Genomic DNA, 17,438 nt, shown 5'->3' with positions numbered 1-17,438 from the left:
TTTGTCACATGCCGAAGCGTTCGCGCAAGGCCAGCATGGCGATCGCCGCCTTGGCCGCTTCGCCGCCCTTGTCCTTTTCGGTCGGCTTCGCGCGGGTCAGCGCCTGCGCTTCATTCTCGACCGTCAAAATGCCGTTGCCGATCGCGATCGCATCCATGCTCAGCGCCATCAGGCCGCGCGCGCTTTCGTTCGACACCACTTCGAAATGATAGGTTTCGCCGCGGATCACCACGCCGATCGCGACGAAGCCGTCATAACGGCCGCTTTCCGCAGCCAGCGCGATCGCGCCGGGGATTTCCAGCGCGCCCGGCACCGTCACCACATCATATTTATGGCCTGCCTCGTCCAGCGCGGCTTTAGCGCCTTCGATCAACAGGTCGTTCAGATGGTCGTAGAAGCGGGCTTCGACGATCAGGAATTTTGCCATGGCGATATATCCTTTTACAGCTCGATCGGGCGCTGGCCAACCACGGCCAGGTCATAGCCGTCAAGCGCGATCAGGCTGTGATGGCTGTTGGTCAACAGGATCATGTCGTGCACGCCCAGATCCGCCAGGATCTGCGCGCCCGCGCCATAGTTGCGCAATTCATCCATGTCGCCCTGCACGATGCCGGCATTATGCTGTAGCATCCGGGTCAGCATGTCGGGTTCGTCGCCGCGCAGGATGACGATGATGCCCGCGCCTTCCTCACCGATGATTTCCATGCATCGGGGCAGCAGGCCGGCGCGCGCGCCCAGCTTGCCGAACGTGTCGCTCAGCGGCGACATCTGATGCATCCGCACCAGCGTCGGCTTGTCGGGATCGACATGGCCCTTCTGCAGCACCAGCTGCTCGGTCTGGGTCGCCTTGTTATAGAAGCTGATCGCCTTCCAGTCGCCGCCCCAGCGGCTGTCGAAGCTGGTTTCGGCGCGCCGCTCGATCATATGGTCGTGGCGGCGGCGATAGGCGATCAGGTCGCGGATCGTGCCGATCTTCATCTTGTGTTTCTGGGCGAAGGGGATGAGGTCGTCGAGACGCGCCATCGTGCCGTCGTCCTTCATCACTTCGCAGATCACGCCCGACGGGTTGAGGCCCGCCAGCCGCGCGACGTCCACCGCCGCCTCGGTATGGCCGGTGCGCACCAGCACGCCGCCATCCTTGGCGATCAATGGGAAGACATGGCCGGGCGTGACGATATCGACCTTGCCCTTGGACCCGTCGATCGCCACGGACACGGTGCGGGCGCGGTCGGCCGCGCTGATGCCGGTCGTCACGCCTTCGCGCGCCTCGATCGACACGGTGAAGGCGGTTTCATGCCGGGTGCCGTTGTTGCGGCTCATCAGGTCCAGGCCCAGTTCCTCGGTCCGGCTCTTGGTCAGCGCCAGGCAGATGAGGCCGCGGCCGTGCGTGGCCATGAAATTGATCGCGTCGGGCGTCGCCATCTGCGCGGGGATCACCAGGTCCCCCTCATTCTCGCGATCCTCGTCGTCGACCAGGATGAACATGCGGCCGTTGCGGGCTTCGTTGATGATTTCTTCCGGGCTGGCGAGCGCGGTGCCGCCCTCGCGCTTGAGCAGGTAGGATTCCAGCTTGCCCAGCGTGTCGGCAGTCGGGTTCCAGTCGCTTTCGCCCAGCTTGCGCAGCGAATTGGCGTGCAGCCCGGCGGCGCGCGCCAGACCGGAACGGGACATGCCGCCGTCGGTGACGAGATTGCGGACGGTATCGATAAGGGCAGAGGACATGGAACGACTCCTTCCCACAAGCGGGATGGCGTCGCATATCACACTGTAGTGTGATTAATTCAAGCTATAATCACATGCTGCGGTTGCAAAGGCTTTGCATCCGGTCCAGATACCGCGCCAGCACGTCGATCTCCAGATTGAAGGTGCGACCCTCCGGCAGCGCATCCAGCGTGGTCGCGGCGGCGGTGTGCGGGATGATGTTCAATCCGAAATGCACGCTGCCGTCGGCCTGGTCGTCGACGCTGTTGACCGTCAGCGAAATGCCGTCCAGCGTGATCGATCCCTTGGCGGCGAGCGCGGCGGCGAGGTCGGCGGGCGCCTTGATCGTCAGCCGGGTCGAATCGCCTTCGCGCACCGCCGACACCAGATGGCCGATGCCGTCGACATGGCCGGTCACGATATGCCCGCCCAGTTCGTCACCGACCTTGAGCGCTCGTTCCAGGTTCAGCCGGCCGCCCTCGTCCCACAGGCCGGGCGCGGTGCGCGCGACCGTTTCGGCCGACAGGTCCACCGCGAACCAGTCCGCACCCTTTTCCACCACCGTCAGGCAGGCGCCCGAACAGGCGATCGACGCGCCGATGGCGACGCCGTCCATATCATAGGCGCTGCCGATGACGAGTCGCAGGTCGCCGCGCTGTTCATGGCTGCGGATGGTCCCGATGTCGGTGATGATGCCGGTGAACATGTTGCCCCAATCCAATCTTCCGTTCGCCTTGAGCGAAGTCGAAGGGTGCGGCCGACCATGGGAGGCCACTTCGCTTCGCTCAGTGATAGGCTTCGACTTCGCTCAGCCCGAACGGGTGAGTTTGGGGCTGATCTAAGCGCTCCGAACCGCCTCGTAAACCTCCAGCCGATCGACCCCCAGCGCACGGCTGTCGGTCATGCGCCAGCGGCCATGCGCATCGGCCAGATCGAACAGCCCGATGTCGCCGATCCCGGCCAGCCCCGACCCGATGACGATCGGCGCGCGATAGAGCAGCAGCCTGTCGACCAGCCCGGCGCGCAGGAAGGCGGCGGCCGTCTCCGCCCCGCCCTCCACCAGCAGATGATCGACCCGCTCCAGCGCCGCAATCTCCTCCGGCGCGCCGATCCGCGTCCAGCCATCCGGCGCATCGCCCCGGCTCATCAGCACGCGGCGCGGCGACCGCGCTTCCAGCCCCGCCAGCCGTACGTCCAGCTTCGGGGCATCCGCCCTTAAGGTGCCGCCGCCTACCAATATGGCGTCGTGCCGCGCCCGCTCCATATGGGCATGGGCGCGCGCGTCCGGCCCGGTGATCCATCGGCTCGATCCGTCCGCCAGCGCGATTCGCCCGTCGAGCGAGAGGCCGAGCTTAAGCGTAACATGCGGCCGCCCCAGCGTCTGGCGCAGCACGAAACCGGCCATGGCGCGCGCGGCGTCGTCCGCCATCAGGCCCATCTCCACCTTGACGCCCCGGTCGCGCAGCCAGGCCGCGCCCTGTCCGTCGGTGCGCGGATCGGGATCGCGCAGGGCGATCACCATGCGGGCGATGCCGGCGCGCGCCATCAGGTCGGCGCAGCGCGGCCCACGCGGAGACAGGTGGAAACACGGCTCCAGCGTCACATAGGCGGTCGCGCCGGCGGCCCGGTCCATCGCCTGGTCCAGCGCCTGCGCCTCGGCATGGGGGCGGCCGCCCTTCTGGGTCCAGCCGCGCCCCACGATCCTGTCGTCGTGGACGATCAGGCAGCCGACATTGGGATTGGGGGTGGAAAGGCCGCGCCCGCGCCCCGACAGAGCGATGGCGGCGCTCATATAGCGCCGATCCTGAGCGGGCGTTACCTGTGGGTGTGGGGACGCGTCGTTCAGGGCCGGGCGGCTCCCGCCGGCGCAACGACCGGCGTCTTCTCGGTCGCTTCGGCCTTGGCCAGCCGCTCGTCCAGCAGCGCGTCGATCTGCTTGACCGCTTCCTTGCGGCGGGCGGTGTTGCGGGCTTCCTCGTCGCGCCATTCGATGCCGAAGGCGTCGGCGAAGCCCTGCATCTTCTTCTGCTGCTTCTGCAGCGCGGCCTCCCGCTTGGCGAAGTCGATCTTCTGCTGCAGGATGATCGCGGCGTCGGACCGGTTCGCGTCCCAGCTCTGGACATAGATGATCTTGTTGCGCGTCGGCATCGTGTTGGTGTTCGCATCGACCACGAACGTCCAGATGATGACATAGGTCAGCGCAACGGACACGCCCAGCAACGGCCATTTATGCTGCCGCTGCTGCTTGAAATAGCCCCAGAAATCGCCAAGCGCATTTTTGGGGGAAACGGGACGGGGAAAGATCGCCATGCCGCCCTTATAGGACAGGGCGGGCGCAGATGCAAAATGGTCCATGATGCGTCCCTTCATTGAGCGGAGAAGCGTAATGTCGAGAGGTTGCGTTCAGCAGAAATCGACGGTCATAAGCGTGGGGTGTGCGGATTTGCGCGCGATCTGGTTTGCCTGATCCCGGTCGATCCGGGAAAAGGCGGTGATCGTCACAAGCTTGACACCGCGTCCTTTTCGCTGGCCGGTGCCAGCGATCCGCCACAGCGACAGGCCGCATCTACCTTGCGCGACCGCCTGCCAACTTTTCCTTGCGAAGTTCCGATAAGTATCCGGCCCATCCTCGACCATAGCCCAGTCCGTGAACCGGGCATCGGCCGAGAAGACGCCGACGCGGCCGACTTGCGCCAGATAGCCACTGACCGGCACCGTGGATGTTCCACAGCCTGCCACGGCGCAGGAAAGGGGAAGAAGAAGGTAGCGCATATCTTCCCCTTTACGGTACTGGCCCATCAGCTATGGGCTTATCGCGGCGGCCTTCCCCTATCGCTCCGTCAGGGTGAACCGCACCGTTAATATCTTGGTCGAACCGATCGCCACGCCGTCGCGGGTCGCAGGGCGGAAGCGCCATTTGCGCAGGGCGTGGCGCTGGGTCGCCACCCAGAAGCTCTCGTCCGTGGCGGAGACTTTCTCGATCGCGGTGACGCGGCCCTCGGGGCTGATGGTGACGCGCACCGTGACCGTGCCTTCCAGCCCTTGCCGGATCATCGCGCCGGGATAGTCGGGCTGGAACGCGCCCATTGAACGGGGATCGATCGCCGGTTCGGTCAGCACCGGCGGGCGGGGTGGATCGATCGGAGGCAGGATGATCGGCTTGACCGGATCGAGCCCGCTGTCGGTGCTGCCGATAACCACCGGATCGCCCTTAGGCAGGATGATTTCGGGATCGGTGGCGGTGGGCCGTTGCGGCTGGGGCTGGGTCGGAAGCTTGGCATCGACCTGCGATTCCGGCGTCTGTTCGGGTGGCGGGGGATCTTCCGTCACCGGATAGGTGATGATCGGTGGCGTGGGCGTGACGAACTGGATCACCTCCTTGGGAATCAACAGGAAGGCGCCGATCAGCAGCGCATGGACCGCCACCGTGCCGCCCAATCCCAGCGGCGATTTGCGCCCGGCGCCATAGCGCGATGGCCCGCCCGCGTCCGTCGTCCGATTCGCTATAGTCTGTCCCATTGCCGATAGGGTCATGAGTCGCATCGTCTCGCTCCTCGTCTGTCGCATCCTCTCGCCGATGCCGGCTCTTCTTGCCCGAACCAGTCTTCGTCGATGACATGATACAACATCATTTAATGATATGTTGCAACATCATTTTTTACGGTCTGCAACATTGCCGCTGCATCGCGACATATGGCGGCAAAGCGCAGGTGCGAGGAGAAGGGGAATCCCGCTTCCAGGAGCCTCCATGCCTTTGCGTCATTGCCTTTCTACTGTCTCGCTCGCTGTCTCGCTTCTGGCCTCTGCGCCGCTTCCGGCGCAGCCGCCCGCTGCTCCCGAAACCGGTCCCTGGGCCGCCGATGCCGATGGCGACGGCCGGATCACCCGCGACGAGATGCGCGCCTATATGGAGCGCCGCTTCGGCCTGATGGACCAGGACAGCGACGGGCTGGTGCCGGTTCAGGCGATGCAGCGGATGTTGGGCCATGAGCGGCAGGCGCGCGCCCCTGCAGAGGACAGCACCGGGAAAGAAGGCGGGCCCGGCAAGAGGCATGGCGGTCCCGGTGGTGGTCGAGAAGGCCCTGGTGGCGCAGGCGGTCCGCCGCCCGGTGGCCGTCCGCCTCGCGGCGATCGCGCCGATGCGGCACCGCCGCCGCCAGGCCGCGCCATGCCCTGGCCCGAGGACAGCAATGACGATGGCCAGATCGATCGCGCCGAATTTCTCGCCCCCGCGCTTGCCCTGTTCGCCGATCAGGACCGCAGCGGCGATGGCGTGCTGACCGCAGACGAACTGCCCCCGCCGCCCGGTGGCGAGGCGCGTCGCGAAGACTGAGTTTGCCAGTCAGGAATCGGCCGCCTCTCTCTCCTCTGCGCGGCCGGTTCCGCCGGGGCGTGTCGTTTGGCCCGACGCGCCCCGGCACATCGGCCGAAGCGCATGCCAGGACGGTACGGCTCTCCTAAAAAAACCGATCGACCGTATGGATCGCCAGGCCGACCAGCCCGCCGACCAGCGTGCCGTTGACGCGGATATATTGCAGGTCGCGCCCGACCGCATTTTCCAGCCGGCTGGTGACCGTGCCCGCATCCCATCCGCGCACCGTGTCGCTGACCAGCCGCACGATCGCGTCGCCATAGGTGGCGGTCGCGCCGACCGCGGCGCGGCGCACGAAGCGGTTGATGACCAGCCGCAACCGCGCTTCCTGCTGCAACGTGCCGCCGAGCTGGCGCAGGGCTTCGCCCAGTCGCCCTGCCATCGCCTTGCCCGGATCGCGCACCGCGCGCAGCAGGCCGGCGCGCGCCTGTTCCCACATCCCCTCGATCCAACGCTGCATCGCCGGATTATCGACGATCTCGTCGCGGATCTTGGCGACCTTGGCCTGCATCTCCAGGTCGAACTGCAGGTCGAAGGCCAGCTTGGCCATGCCTTCTTCCGCCTTCAGGCGCAGGCTGTGGCCCGGATCGGCGGCCATCTCCGCCAGCATCTTGCGCAGGCCCGACAGGATGGCGTTGGCCAGATTCTCGTCCAGACCGGTCCAGCGCAGCACCTTGCCCGCCCTTTCCTGCACCATCTGGCGGATCAGATGCTCGTTCGCTTCCAGCGTGCGGTCGGCCCAATGGATGATGCCGTCCATCACCGGGGCATGGCGACCGTCGCGCATCGCCGCCTCGATCGCCTGCCCCGCCAGCGGGCCGACGTTGATCGCGCGCAGCCGCTGGCCGATCGCGCCCTTGACCATGCCGCCCAGCCGTTCCTGGTCCAGCGCTTCCAATATGTCGGCGATCAGGCGCGATGCGCCCTCGCGCAATCGCCCGTCGCCTTCGGACGGACTGGCCAGGAAGCGGCCGGCGGCGGCGGCGACGTCCATGCCGCGCATCCGCCGCGCGACGACTGCGGGGGTCAGGAAATTGTCGCGCAGGAACAGGGCCAGCGTGTCGCCGATCCGGTCCTTGTTGCGCGGGATGATGGCGGTATGCGGGATGGGCAGGCCCATCGGGTGCCGGAACAGGGCGGTGACCGCAAACCAGTCGGCCAGCCCGCCGACCATCGCCGCCTCGGCAAAGGCCTGGACGAAGCCGATGGCGGGGTGGAGGTGGACGGTGGCGCGCGCGGTGATGAACACCACCGCCATCGCCACCAGCATCCCCGTCGCCACCAGCCGCATCCGCCGCGCGGGGTGCGGTGCGAATTCGCCTCTGGGCCGGGGGATGCGAAGCAGCGTCATGGCCGTCCAACGGTTACGCCGCCGTTTCGTTCAGGCAAAGCCTTCTTTTACCGGCCTCACTCGGCGGGGTGCGGATGCCCCGGCCGGTCCTTGTCGTCGCCCGCCTTGTAGGTCAGCAGGCCCCGGCCCAGCCGCGGTCCGATCCAGCTTTCGATCCCGACCGCCAGGCTGAAGGTCGCCGGTACGATCACCAGCGTCAGCACCGTCGACAGCAGCAGGCCGCCGATCACGGTGATGCCCATCGGCGCGCGCCAGGCACCGTCGCCCGACAAAGCGAGCGCAGTCGGCACCATGCCCGCGACCATCGCCACCGTGGTCATGACGATCGGCTGGGCGCGCTTGTGCCCGGCATCGACGATGGCGTCGAACTTGGGCACGCCCTTCTCCATCTCCTCCAGTGCGAAGTCGATGACGAGGATCGAGTTCTTGGCGACGATACCCAGCAGCATCAGCAGGCCAATCAGCACCGGCATGGAAATGGGTTCTCCGGCGATATGCAGCGCCAGCGCGCCGCCCAGCGGAGCGAGCAGCAACGAGCCCAGATTGACGAAGGGCGGCATGATCCGCTTGTACAGCAGCACCAGCACCGCCAGCACCAGCAGAATGCCGGATGCGACCGCGATCATGAAATTGGTCAGCATTTCCGCCTGGAACTTGCTGTCGCCGGCATTGATCTTCTGGATGCCCTGGATCTTGCCCTCATTGATCGCCTTCATCAGCGGCAGTGCGTTGATCTTTTGCGTCGCCTGGCTGGTGACGATGCCCGGCGCCAGGTCCGCGCCCACGACGATGCGGCGGATCTGGTTGTAGCGGCGGATCTGCGTCGGCCCTGCGCCGAAATGGATGTCGGCTACGACCTTGAGCGGCACCGATCCGCCGCTGACGGTCGGCACCGGCATGTTCTGGATCGTCGCGATATCCTTCCGACTATCCTCGGCGATCGACACGCGGATGGGGATCTGGCGGTCGGACAGCGAGAATTTGGCGCTGTTCTGGTCGATGTCGCCGATCGTCGCGATGCGGATGGACTGGCTGAGCGCGGCCGTGGTCACGCCCAGGCTGGCGGCCAGGTCGAGGCGCGGCGTAATGATGATTTCGGGCCGCTGCATGTCGCCCTGCACGCGCGGCGCGCGCAGTTCTGGGATGCGCGCCATCTCCGCGACGAGCTGGTTGGCCGTGCGTTCCAGCTTTTCCGGGTCGTCCGACCCGAACATCATGATGATGTCGCGGCCAAAGCCGCCGCCCGACTGCGACTGGAAATTGACCCGCGCGTCGGCGATGGTCTGGAATTGCGGCGCGATCTTGCGTTCCCAGTCGACCGAACTGATCGGTCGCGTCTTCTTGAGCGTCAGGAAGATGTCGGCGGTGGTCGGCTCGATATCAGCGAAAGCGGCTTCCACGACGTCGCTATCCGCCGCCAGCATGTCCGCGACCTTGCGGGTGATGGCGGTAGTCTGCGCCAGCGTGCTGCCCGGCACCGTTTCGATCTTCACCTGGCTGAAATCGGTGTTGGTGGTCGGCTGGAACGTCATCGGCAGTGTCGCGAAGGCGGCGATGGTGGCGATGAACGCCAGGAAGCCGATTCCCACCGTCCACATCCTGTGATCCAGCAAGATGCCGGTGAAGCGTCGCCAGCCACCCCGCGCGCGATGGGCGATCGCCCGGCGCTCGTCGAGCGACCAGCGCAGCACGCTCATATAGCGGTCCATCATCCAGCCTTCGCCATGGCTTTCCTCGCCATGGGCTTTGAGGAAATAGGCGGCGATCATCGGTGTGATAAGGCGGGCGACCGCCAGGCTCATCAGCACCGACACGACCACGGTCATCCCGAACTGGATGAAGAACTGGCCCGATATGCCGGGCATCAGCGCAACCGGCAGGAATACCGCGACGATCGCCATGGTGGTGGCCAGCACGGCCAGGCCGATCTCGTCCGCCGCGTCGATCGACGCCTGATAGGCGGATTTGCCCATGCGCATGTGGCGTACGATATTCTCGATCTCCACGATGGCGTCGTCGACCAGCACGCCCGCGACCAGGCTGAGCGCCAGCAGCGAAATGCCGTTCAGCGTGAAGCCCATCATCTCCATGAACCAGAAGGTCGGGATCGCCGACAGCGGGATCGCCAGCGCCGAAATCATCGTCGCGCGCCAGTCGCGCAGGAACAGGAAGACGATGACGACCGCCAGCACCGCGCCCTCGATCATCGCGGCCATGGCCGAATGATATTGTTCCTTGGTATAGCCGACGCTGGTGTAGAGTTCTTTGAACTGAACTTTGGGATTTTCGACCTTCAGCTTGTCCAGCACCTTCATCGCATTGTCGTAGACGGTGACGTCGGAAGAGCCCTTGGCCTTTTCCATGCTGAAGCTGGTGACCTGCCGCCCGTTCATCAGCGACAGGTTGCGCTGTTCGGCATACATGTCGCGCACGTCGGCAATGTCGGCCAGCTTGACCGTGCGGCCGCCGCTGATCGCGATCTGGGTCGCGCCCAGGTCGCGGGCGTTGCGGGCGTTGCCCAGCACGCGGATCGACTGTTCGGCGCCGGCGATTTCGGTGCGACCGCCTGCCGCGTTCAGGTTCACCTGTTGCAACTGGGCGTTCACCTGCGCCGCGGTGATGCCGAATGCCTGCAGCTTGGCCGGGTCCAGTATGACCCGGATTTCGCGGCTGACGCCGCCGCCGCGATTGACCGCCGCCATGCCGCTGACCGACAGCAATCGCTTGGCGACCGTATTGTCGACATACCAGGACAGTTCCTCCAGCGTCATGTCGGTGGCCTCGGCGCTGAAATAGGCGATGGGGCCGCCATCGATGTCGATGCGCTGGACCTGCGGTTCCAAAATGCCGTCGGGCAAGTCGCTGCGGATCTGGTCGACGGCGTTCTTGACGTCGTTGACCGCGCGATCGACCGGGGTGCCGATCTGGAACTGGACATTGGTCAGCGACCGGCCTTCGGACGCGAAGGAGGTGATTTCGTCGACGCCGCTGATGCCGCGCACCGCCGCCTCGACCCGCTGGGTGACCTGCGTCTCCAGCTCGGTCGGCGCCGCGCCCGGCTGTAATACGGTGACGCTGACCATCGGGAAGCTGATGTCGGGGTTGTTGTTGACGTCCATGCGCATGAAGCTGACGATGCCCGCCAGCATCAACGCGGCGAACAGCACCAGCGGCGTCACCGGGTTGCGGATCGCCCATGCGGAAATGTTACGAAAATTCATGACGGGCTTCCTTCACCGGACGCGCTGGCGCGTCCGTCCAACCTGTGCTGGACGCAGCAGCGCGTCCCTTCGACCTGTTCGGCGCGTCCATGGCGCGCATTCTGCCGTCCGGGGGACGCGCGCGGCCGGCGTCGGCCGCGCCGTTTCCTAGCGGCCTTTCAACAATTCCGGCTTCACCTTCTGCCCCGGCGCCAGGAAAGCGCCGGCGGAGGTGACGATGCTTTCCGTGCCGTCGATGCCGCTGGTCACGGCAACGCCGGCGTCGGACACCTGGCCGACGCTCACGCTGCGGCGCTCGACCTGATTCTTGGCGTTGACCACATAGACATAGCTGCCTTTGGCGTCGCTCTGCACCGCCGATTCGGGCAGCAGGGGGGCGCTGCCCGATCCGCTGGTGATGGTCGCGGAGGCGAAGCCGCCCGGCCGGATCGCCGGATTATAGGCGATGGCGATGCGGGCGATGCCCTGGCGCATCTGGGGATCGACCACCGGCGATACCTGCCACACGCGTCCGGCGAACTGGTCGCTATGGCCGATCGGCGTCACGGTCGCGCTGTTGCCCGGACGCAGCGTCGCCAGATCACCCTCGGCCACCTGCGCCTGCAACTCCATCTCGCCATCCTTGGCCAAACGGAAGAGCACGCCGCTGCCCGCCTGGACGATCTGGCCCGGCTCGACCGCGCGGGTCAGGACAAGGCCGGATGCCGGAGCGCGAATGTCCAGCCGCCCGGTGCGGGCGCGCTGTTCGGCGAGTTGCGCCGCGGCGACGTTCACGCGTGCCACCGCCGCATCGCGGGTCGCGGTGCGCTGATCGATGTCGGCGGCGCTGATGAAGCCGCGACTGACCAGCGCCTTGGCGCGGTCGAGCTGGGCCTGGGCGAGCTTGGCGTCCGCGCGGGCCACGTCCACCTGCGCGGCGAGCGAGCGCACCTGTTCCACCTGGACCGACCGTTCGATGATCGCCAGCGGCTGGCCAGCGCGTACCCAGTCGCCCGGTTGCACCAAAACCCGCGTGACCATGCCGCCTTCGCCGACAACGCCGACCGGCATGTCGATCCGCGCCGCGAGCGATCCCGTCGCGCTGACGGTGCGCGACACGACCGACTGGCCGGGGCGGATCACGGTCACGACCGGCACCTGCGCCGCAGGAGCGGTGGGGGCGGCGGCGGTGTCGCCGCGCATCGATATCCAGGCGGCCGCGGCGACCAGCAGAACGGTCACGCCGCCGCCGATCAGCAGCAGGCGTTTGCGCCGCCGGCGCGCCTCATCTTCGTCGATGACGACCATCGAGTCGCCCACCAGCTGGGTTTCGTAATTCATGCCGCTTCTCGTCTCTCCGGCGCATCGCCATTTCGGCAACTGTGTTATATGAATATAGCACCGCTCTCAACCCCCAATATCATGGTTCAAAGGCGGACGGCAAAGCGATTATGCGCGATGGAAAGCGCCGGAATGGCGATATGTCGTTGTCATCCCTCCCCTTGGAACACATTGACTTGCCAAAGGCTCAGGATTGTGGCGCAATGATCGCCCGCGCGGCACCCGCCGCCGAGGAGCGCGCCATGGACTTGCTGGGATGGATCGTGGTCGGCCTGCTTGCGGGCGCTATCGCGCGGCTGATAATGCCCGGCCGTGATCCGGGCGGCTGCGTCGTCACCATCTTGCTGGGCATTGCCGGGGCGTTGTTGGCCGGGTTCGTCGGTCGGCTTGCCGGCTTTTATGCGACCGGCGAGCGCGCTGGCTTCTTCGCCGCCATCGTCGGCGCGATCGCGGTGCTGGCGCTCTACCGGTTTTTCGCGGCGCGCCCCTGAGTGGACGCAAAAAAAGGGCCGCGCCGTGGCGCGACCCTTTTGGTTGAGCGGGATTTGCGTTTAACGCATCGACCCGCGGCGAACCAGATTGACGATCGCCAGCAGGATGATCGCGCCGACCAGCGACACCAGGAAGCTGTACAGCGTCAGCCCTTGGTTGATCGATCCGCCGCTGAAGATCAGGCCGCCGATGAAGGCGCCGACGATGCCGACCACGATGTTAAGCAGGATGCCCTGCTGTGCGTCGGTGCGCATGACCATGCTGGCGAGCCAGCCGATGATGCCGCCGACGATAAGCCACAAGATGATGCCCATATTACTCTCCTTGACCACGCCCCCAGCGGGTTGGGTGCTGCATTCAACGGAGGAGAGGGCGTCGCGTTCCATGGACGTAAAAATGATTCCGGACTGGAAACCATCTTGGCTTTGCGCCGTTTGAACGCCCCCGGCGGTCGATTTCCCGCTCGCAGAGCCAAAGGGCCGCCGGATTTGCATCCGGCGGCCCTTTGGCTCCATCCTGACGGCGTGATCGCCGGTCAGTATTTCTGCTGACGCTCGTAGAGCGACTTATAATATTGGATGCGGGTGACGCGCAGGCCATGCATGCCCGACCGGTCGACCGCCCGCTGCCAGCCGGCAAATTCCTCCAGCGTCAGATTGTAGCGCGCACACGCTTCGTCCACGCTCAGCAGGCCTCCATTCACCGCTGCGACGACTTCCGCCTTGCGCCGCACCACCCAGCGTGTGGTGTCGGCCGGCGGCAGGCTGTCCAGGGTCAGGGGTTCCCCAAGTGGCCCGACGACCTGAGCCGGCTTGATTTTCTGGTTCTCGATCATTCTTACCCTCAAAGTGCGGCACTGGCGTTACCGAATTCAACAGTGAAACCCTTATCTGCTTCAGCCCTGAAGAACGGCTAAAGCGCCACGGTAAACACTGCCTTCATCATTCCTGCCCCCTGGCTAAACGGCTCGCGATCAACGGGTTGAAACTTCCCGCGAGGCGCACGGCTTCGATCTTGCCGCCGGAACGTGGCGCGAAAATGCCCGCCAGTTCCTGAATCCAGTCGTCGCTTCCGCCCTGCCCCCGCAGGACGCCCGCCACCGCCTGCGCGGTCGGACTGGCCGCCTGCGCCGCCGCCGTAGCGGCCCGCAGAAACGGCCAGGCCGGCACGCGCGGCCGGCTGAGGGGTCTGGGAGTGCCGGGCTTCAGCCCGCCACCCCGAAGGAAACTCAGATCCATGCCCCCTGTGTAGGGGGTAATGAATAAGGGTCGGTAAACTCGAAGACGCTTTCGTGACTCGTCCGGCCCCCGTTTCGCGTCGATCCGTCCCGATTATGGGCAAAGCGGCGCTACCTTTTGTTAACTTTTGCGCCGCGGCCGTCGCTGCATTATAGGGCCGCCCATGCAGCCTCAGTTTCAGCTCCCCCAATTCCAGCTTTCTGGCCCGCTCGCCGAGCGGCGCATCGTCGTCGCCATGTCGGGCGGCGTGGACAGCAGCGTCGTCGCCGCGCTCGCCGCGAAGACCGGCGCCGAAGTGATCGGCGTCACGCTCCAGCTTTACGACCATGGCGCGGCGGTCGGCCGCACCGGGAGCTGCTGCGCCGGGCAGGATATCCGCGACGCCCGCGCGGTCGCCGACCGGATCGGCATCGCGCACTATGTCTTTGATTATGAAACGGCCTTTCGCGATTCGGTGATCGCCGACTTCGCCGATGAATATATGGCCGGGCGCACGCCCATCCCCTGCGTGAAGTGCAATATGGGGGTGAAGTTCACCGACCTGTTCCAGATCGCGCGCGACCTGGGCGCCGACTGCCTCGCCACCGGCCATTATGTGCAGCGGGTCGAGGGGCCGCATGGTGCGGAACTGCACCGCGCCACCGATCCCGCCCGCGACCAGAGCTATTTCCTGTTCGCCACGACTCAGGCGCAGCTCGACTATCTGCGTTTCCCGCTAGGCGGATTGCCCAAGCCGATGGTGCGCGAGATTGCCGCCGAACTGGGTCTTTCGGTGGCGCTCAAGCCCGACAGCCAGGACATCTGCTTCGTCCCCGACGGCGATTATGCCAAGATCGTGCGCAAACTGCGCCCCGATGCGGACGAGGGCGGCGACATCGTTCATATCGACGGCCGGGTGCTGGGCCGGCACAAGGGGATGATCCATTTCACCGTGGGCCAGCGCAAGGGGCTGGACATCGGCGGCCAGCCCGACCCGCTCTATGTCGTGCGGCTGGATGCGGCGTCGCGTCGCGTAATCGTGGGGCCGCGGGCGGCGCTGGCGGTGTCGGGCGCGGTGTTGAGCGACATCAACTGGCTGGGCGGCGACTTCACCGGGCCGCTGACCGCCAAGGTGCGATCGATGGCCAAGCCGGTGCCGTCGCGGCTGGAGGGCGATCGGCTGCTGTTCGACGCCCCCGAATATGGCGTCGCGCCGGGGCAGGCGGCGGTGTTGTATGCGGGCGAACGCATATTGGGCGGCGGCTGGATCGCCAGCACCCAGGCGGCGATGGCGGAAGCGGCCTGATGCAACAGGATTGGGATCAGCGTCAAAATTGGCTCGTCATTGGAACGGCCTATCGCGTCGCCAGTGATGCGCCAAGCTTTCCAGCCGGATCAGATTTCCGCGCTGGAGAAGCAGTCTGCCTCCAGCATGTTGAGTACGCCCGATATGACGGTTGCCATATCTATCGCTTTCAGGCGGAGAATGAGGTCAAATCCTATTGGCTGAGCGATGATGCGCCGATCGACGATCTGACGAATGTTTTTGTGGAGATGCTCCCTCCAGCCCCTCTCCCTTGAGGAAGAGGGTTGCGCAGCATTGGCGAGCGGAGCGAGCTTAGGCGAAGCTGGGTGGGGGGGGGGCACCGCTCGATCGGTATGGGTTCGCTGCACCCGCGCGCCCTCATCCAACTCCGCCTAACTTCGCTTCGCTCCGTAAGGCTCCATATCCTTCTCCCCAAGGGAGAAGGTTTGTTGAGATTCCCCAAACCTTGCCCTTTCGCGCCCCCGCGCGTAAGGCCCGCGCGTCATGACTCGCCCGCTCACCTTCGCCATCCCCAAGGGCCGCATCCTCGATGAAGCGCTGCCCCTGCTCGCAAAAGCCGGTATCGAACCGGAGGCGGAGTTTCACGACAAGAAGAGCCGGGCGCTGCGCTTCGCCACCAACCGGCCCGACGTGTCGATCATCCGCGTGCGCGCCTTTGACGTTGCGACCTTCGTCGCCCATGGCGCGGCGCAGATCGGCATCGTCGGTTCCGACGTGGTGGAGGAGTTCAGCTATTCCGAACTCTACGCGCCGGTCGACCTCGACATCGGCCATTGCCGCCTGTCGGTGGCCGAGCCGATCGACGCCGCGGACGAGGATCAGGCCGCGATGAGCCATGTCCGCGTCGCCACCAAATATCCGCACCTCACCCGCCGCTATTATGAAGCGCGCGGCCTCCAGGCCGAATGCGTGAAATTGAATGGCGCAATGGAACTCGCCCCTTCGCTTGGCCTGTCGCGCCGCATCGTCGATCTCGTCTCGTCGGGCGCGACGCTGAAAGCCAATGGCTTGGTCGAAACCGACATCATCATGCAGATCAGCGCCCGCCTGATCGTCAACCGCGCCGCCTACAAGATGCGCTCGGCGGAACTCTCGCCGCTGGTCGAGGCGTTTCGCGCCGCCGTGGGGGTGAAAGATGCCGCTTAGGCTCGACAGTCGCGACGCCGGTTTCGCCGCCGCCTTCACCGCCCTGGTCGATGCGCGTCGCGAAGCGGATGAGGATGTCTCGCGGGACGTCACCGCGATCCTGAAAGCCGTACGCGCCGGGGGCGACGCCGCGCTCGCCGATTATACGCAGCGGTTCGACCGCCACGACCTGAACGTCAGTGGCTGGGCCGTGACCCCTGCGGAAACCCGCGCAGCGCTGGACGCTCTCTCCACGGACTTGCGCGACGCGCTCGAACTCGCCGCCGCGCGCATCACCACCTATCACGAAAAGCAGCGCCCGCAGGACAGCGACGGCGTGGACAGCGCTGGCGTGCGCCTCGGCGCACGCTGGAGCGCGGTCGATGCCGCCGGTCTTTATGTGCCGGGCGGGCGCGCCGCCTATCCCAGCTCGCTGCTGATGAACGTCATCCCCGCCAAGGTTGCGGGTGTCCGCCGTATCGCCATGGTGACGCCGACGCCGGGTGGCGAGATCAATCCGCTCGTCCTGGCCGCCGCGCAGATCGCCGGAATCGAGGAAATCTGGCGGGTCGGCGGCGCACAGGCCGTCGCCGCGCTGGCCTATGGCACTGACCGGATCAGGCCGGTGGACGTCATCACTGGCCCCGGCAACGCCTGGGTCGCCGAAGCCAAGCGCCAGCTCTACGGCGTCGTCGGTATCGACATGGTCGCAGGGCCATCGGAAATCGTCGTCGTCGCGGACGGCAAGAACGACCCGGAATGGACCGCCGCCGACCTGCTCAGCCAGTCGGAACATGACCCGACCAGCCAGTCGATCCTCTTCACCGACGACGCGGCCTTCGCCGATGCCGTCGCGCAAGCGGTCGATCGCCAGATTCCGGCGCTCTCCACCAGCGCCGTCGCCCGCACCAGCTGGGACGCCAATGGCGCGATCGTCCTGGTCCGCGACCTGGACGAGGCCATGCCGCTGGTCGACCGGCTCGCGCCGGAACATCTCGAACTCGCGGTGGACGATCCCGATCGCTATTTCGCGCAGGTCCGTCATGCCGGATCGGTTTTCCTCGGCCGCATGACGCCCGAAGCCGTGGGCGATTATGTCGCCGGGCCGAACCATGTGTTGCCCACCGGCCGTCGCGCCCGTTTCTCATCGGGCCTGTCGGTGCTCGATTTCATGAAGCGCACCAGTTTTCTCAGCCTGGACGCCGCCGCAGTTCGTGCGATCGGCCCCGCCGCCGTCGCGCTGGCGCAGGCGGAAGGGCTGCCCGCGCATGCCGCTTCTGTGGCGCTGCGCCTCAAACATCATTAGGAATAT

General features: G+C 66.0%; 19 protein-coding genes. 6 read left to right on the top strand and 13 right to left on the bottom strand.

Annotated elements, in window-relative coordinates; all coding sequences use genetic code 11:
- Window positions 1–4 precede the first annotated feature (4 nt).
- The 7 genes from ribH to K9B33_RS02440 form a co-directional block, all read right to left on the bottom strand.
- On the bottom strand, window positions 5–427 hold the full coding sequence (gene ribH, locus K9B33_RS02470; RefSeq protein ID WP_224546430.1) for a 6,7-dimethyl-8-ribityllumazine synthase: 423 nt from the start codon (window positions 425–427) through the stop codon (window positions 5–7).
- A 14-nt stretch (window positions 428–441) separates the two neighbouring features.
- Complete coding sequence (gene ribB / locus K9B33_RS02465) at window positions 442–1,722, bottom strand: 3,4-dihydroxy-2-butanone-4-phosphate synthase (protein WP_224546429.1); 1,281 nt, start codon at window positions 1,720–1,722, stop codon at window positions 442–444.
- 70 nt (window positions 1,723–1,792) lie between these two features.
- The gene (locus K9B33_RS02460) at window positions 1,793–2,407 is read right to left on the bottom strand and encodes a riboflavin synthase (RefSeq protein WP_224546705.1); all 615 of its coding nucleotides are present in this window, start codon (window positions 2,405–2,407) and stop codon (window positions 1,793–1,795) included.
- Window positions 2,408–2,539: 132 nt separating this feature from the next.
- Window positions 2,540–3,547: a bifunctional diaminohydroxyphosphoribosylaminopyrimidine deaminase/5-amino-6-(5-phosphoribosylamino)uracil reductase RibD gene (gene ribD / locus K9B33_RS02455; protein WP_261936673.1), complete on the bottom strand. Its 1,008-nt coding sequence runs from the start codon at window positions 3,545–3,547 to the stop codon at window positions 2,540–2,542.
- Complete coding sequence (locus K9B33_RS02450) at window positions 3,544–4,056, bottom strand: hypothetical protein (protein WP_224546427.1); 513 nt, start codon at window positions 4,054–4,056, stop codon at window positions 3,544–3,546. Before K9B33_RS02450 ends, ribD begins: the two co-directional genes overlap by 4 nt.
- Window positions 4,057–4,104: 48 nt before the next feature.
- A complete protein-coding gene (locus K9B33_RS02445) occupies window positions 4,105–4,500 on the bottom strand; it encodes a hypothetical protein (protein WP_224546426.1) in 396 nt (131 codons plus the stop codon).
- 30 nt (window positions 4,501–4,530) lie between these two features.
- On the bottom strand, window positions 4,531–5,244 hold the full coding sequence (locus tag K9B33_RS02440; protein WP_411973977.1) for a TonB family protein: 714 nt from the start codon (window positions 5,242–5,244) through the stop codon (window positions 4,531–4,533).
- Window positions 5,245–5,449: 205 nt separating this feature from the next.
- Between K9B33_RS02440 and K9B33_RS02435 the strand changes: the two genes are divergently transcribed.
- A complete protein-coding gene (locus K9B33_RS02435) occupies window positions 5,450–6,034 on the top strand; it encodes a hypothetical protein (RefSeq protein WP_224546425.1) in 585 nt (194 codons plus the stop codon).
- 124 nt (window positions 6,035–6,158) lie between these two features.
- Here K9B33_RS02435 and K9B33_RS02430 read toward each other — a convergent pair whose 3' ends face one another.
- The 3 genes from K9B33_RS02430 to K9B33_RS02420 all read right to left on the bottom strand — a co-directional run bounded on the left by K9B33_RS02430 (window position 6,159) and on the right by K9B33_RS02420 (window position 11,965).
- Window positions 6,159–7,424 carry a DUF445 domain-containing protein gene (locus K9B33_RS02430; RefSeq protein WP_224546424.1) on the bottom strand — a complete coding sequence of 422 codons (1,266 nt, stop codon included), beginning with the start codon at window positions 7,422–7,424 and terminating at the stop codon, window positions 6,159–6,161.
- 56 nt (window positions 7,425–7,480) lie between these two features.
- Entirely contained in the window at window positions 7,481–10,645 is a 3,165-nt protein-coding gene (locus tag K9B33_RS02425; RefSeq protein WP_224546422.1) for an efflux RND transporter permease subunit, read from the bottom strand.
- A gap of 147 nt (window positions 10,646–10,792) precedes the next feature.
- On the bottom strand, window positions 10,793–11,965 hold the full coding sequence (locus K9B33_RS02420) for an efflux RND transporter periplasmic adaptor subunit (RefSeq protein WP_224546420.1): 1,173 nt from the start codon (window positions 11,963–11,965) through the stop codon (window positions 10,793–10,795).
- Window positions 11,966–12,207: 242 nt separating this feature from the next.
- On the opposite strand from K9B33_RS02420, the gene K9B33_RS02415 reads away from it, so the two are divergent.
- Complete coding sequence (locus K9B33_RS02415; RefSeq protein ID WP_224546702.1) at window positions 12,208–12,456, top strand: GlsB/YeaQ/YmgE family stress response membrane protein; 249 nt, start codon at window positions 12,208–12,210, stop codon at window positions 12,454–12,456.
- A gap of 60 nt (window positions 12,457–12,516) precedes the next feature.
- Here the strand turns inward: K9B33_RS02415 and K9B33_RS02410 are convergent, their stop codons facing one another.
- From K9B33_RS02410 to K9B33_RS02400, 3 genes are all read right to left on the bottom strand, one after another.
- Window positions 12,517–12,771 carry a GlsB/YeaQ/YmgE family stress response membrane protein gene (locus tag K9B33_RS02410; protein WP_224546418.1) on the bottom strand — a complete coding sequence of 85 codons (255 nt, stop codon included), beginning with the start codon at window positions 12,769–12,771 and terminating at the stop codon, window positions 12,517–12,519.
- A gap of 221 nt (window positions 12,772–12,992) precedes the next feature.
- On the bottom strand, window positions 12,993–13,292 hold the full coding sequence (locus tag K9B33_RS02405; RefSeq protein WP_056690643.1) for a DUF1153 domain-containing protein: 300 nt from the start codon (window positions 13,290–13,292) through the stop codon (window positions 12,993–12,995).
- 106 nt (window positions 13,293–13,398) lie between these two features.
- A complete protein-coding gene (locus tag K9B33_RS02400) occupies window positions 13,399–13,695 on the bottom strand; it encodes a hypothetical protein (protein ID WP_224546416.1) in 297 nt (98 codons plus the stop codon).
- A 163-nt stretch (window positions 13,696–13,858) separates the two neighbouring features.
- Between K9B33_RS02400 and mnmA the strand changes: the two genes are divergently transcribed.
- The 4 genes from mnmA (at window position 13,859) to hisD (ending at window position 17,432) form a co-directional block, all read left to right on the top strand.
- Entirely contained in the window at window positions 13,859–14,980 is a 1,122-nt protein-coding gene (mnmA, locus tag K9B33_RS02395; RefSeq protein WP_224546415.1) for a tRNA 2-thiouridine(34) synthase MnmA, read from the top strand.
- Window positions 14,980–15,255, top strand: coding sequence for a hypothetical protein (locus K9B33_RS02390; protein ID WP_224546413.1), 276 nt, complete (start codon window positions 14,980–14,982; stop codon window positions 15,253–15,255). The genes mnmA and K9B33_RS02390 overlap by 1 nt, the downstream gene beginning before the upstream one ends.
- 229 nt (window positions 15,256–15,484) lie before the next feature.
- Window positions 15,485–16,147, top strand: coding sequence for an ATP phosphoribosyltransferase (gene hisG, locus K9B33_RS02385; RefSeq protein WP_224546411.1), 663 nt, complete (start codon window positions 15,485–15,487; stop codon window positions 16,145–16,147).
- Window positions 16,137–17,432: a histidinol dehydrogenase gene (gene hisD / locus K9B33_RS02380; RefSeq protein ID WP_224546409.1), complete on the top strand. Its 1,296-nt coding sequence runs from the start codon at window positions 16,137–16,139 to the stop codon at window positions 17,430–17,432. Before hisG ends, hisD begins: the two co-directional genes overlap by 11 nt.
- Window positions 17,433–17,438 lie beyond the last annotated feature (6 nt).

Source organism: Sphingobium sp. 3R8 (genome assembly GCF_020166615.1).
Lineage (GTDB): Bacteria > Pseudomonadota > Alphaproteobacteria > Sphingomonadales > Sphingomonadaceae > Sphingobium > Sphingobium bisphenolicum.
This window is presented reverse-complemented; position numbering and strand designations above follow the sequence as displayed.